The organism is Oleiphilus sp. HI0132, assembly GCF_001635845.1.
The window spans coordinates 1-1663 of sequence record NZ_LWGJ01000096.1; the positions used below are offsets into that span (position 1 = coordinate 1).

The 1663-nt window shown below is 44.7% G+C and carries 2 protein-coding genes; both read right to left on the reverse strand.

Going from position 1 to position 1663, the window contains the following annotated elements; translation table 11 throughout:
- The coding region (locus A3766_RS01255; protein WP_156508594.1) for a response regulator at positions 1-385 on the reverse strand (385 nt) is incomplete at its 3' end.
- A 19-nt stretch (positions 386-404) separates the two neighbouring features.
- Positions 405-1663: response regulator (locus tag A3766_RS01260; RefSeq protein WP_156508595.1), on the reverse strand; the 1259-nt coding region annotated here is incomplete at its 5' end.

Below are 1663 nucleotides of genomic sequence, written 5' to 3' on the forward strand. Positions count from 1 at the left end.
GTGTGTTGATGCGCGAGATTGCAATCGCTTCTCTCACTGGTTTACGAATATAGTCGGCGGCGCCTAGCTTAAGGCCTTTTTCTTCATCGTGCGAGTCTTGAAGGCCTGTAACAAAAATAACGGGGATGCCAGCCGTCTCTTCATCTTCTTTTAAGTGCTTGCTGGTTTCAAAGCCATCCATATCAGGCATCATGATATCAAGTAGAATGAGCTCGGGTTGGGGCTCTGTACGAGCGACTTCCAGACATTTTGCTCCAGAAGTAGCGACTTTGACCTGATAAAGATCGCGGAACATGAGAGCGAGAATTTGGACGTTAGCGGGCGCGTCATCAACAATGAGGACGGTTGGCTTTCCTTGTTTCTCGCTCGATATTTGAGGGGCCATTTATTAGGTGCCAGTCTGGTTATGAGGTCTGAATCAGAGCCAATATCTCTTTAAGTGTCGTTGATGCTGCCGTATTGTCAAATAAATTGATTTCTTCAACGAGTTTTATGACCAAATTTTGGATTTCCTGCCTATCGGGGAAGGCTGTTTTAAGGAGGCTTAAACTGTCTGGGTCGATATAATCTGATTGTTCAAGCTTGTTTTGAAGCGTGTTTAGTTGGTTTATAAACTCGTCATTAGAGAGTGTTTCATCTGATTCGTCGCTGGTCGATGCAGTACTTTGGTCGAGTGCTTCAGTAAATGATTGTTCGAGCAAGCTTAACTCTGTTGTGAACTCTACATGAAGTCCTTCAAGTTCGTGCTTATCTACTTGCTCAATAGGTCTTAGAGAAACCTGTTCAATGGCAGCGCAGAGACTTTGGAGCTTGTCGGCGCAAAGTTGCCCGCAGACACCTTTGAGAAGGTGTGAAATGGCTTTAAGCGCTTTTAGATCTAATTCGTTACAGGCCTTTAGAATATCTTCAGAGTGCTTCGGGCTGTCACTAAGGAAGCTATTCAGCAATGCAGAGAATAAATCATCGTTATTGTAGATTCTCTCTCTTAGACCGTCAGGGTTCCAGTGGGTAGGGGTATCTTGCTCGCTAGTTGAAGCAGTAGCGTTGGGTTTGGTGCTTGTATCATCTTGAGGCATAGGTGCGTCTTCATATTCAGGTTTGTTGTTACACACATAACTAATGAGTGTAGAAATTGGTGCGTCGTTATAAATTGGTTTGCTTAGATAGGCGTTCATACCGGCAGCCAAGCACTTTTCTTTATCTCCTTGCATTGCATTGGCTGTCATCGCAATGATCGGAATGTCGGTGTAGAACTGTCCAGCTTTGCCATCGCGAATAGCTCGAGTGGCTTCATAGCCGTCCATTTCGGGCATTTGACAATCCATAAGGATTAAAGTGTGTGGGGTATTGGCGGTGGTTTGTATCAAACTGCTAATTGCTTCCAGGCCATTGCCAGCGACATCCGCGTGTAGGCCAATGTTTTTTAACGTGCTGAGGGCTACCATTTGGTTAATATAATTATCCTCCAGGATCAATAAACGGGTACCTTCTGGCCATTTTATTTGTCTCGAATCCTTCGTAGAGTAGGTCTTAATGCTTTCAGAGGTGATCAGAGGTTGAGCTTGTTGTAGTGCTTGACCGTCATCCGCCAAAATACTTAACGCATCAAATAGGTCAGAGGTAGTCGCAGGTTTTGGGAAATAAGCATCGAAGCCAATATCGG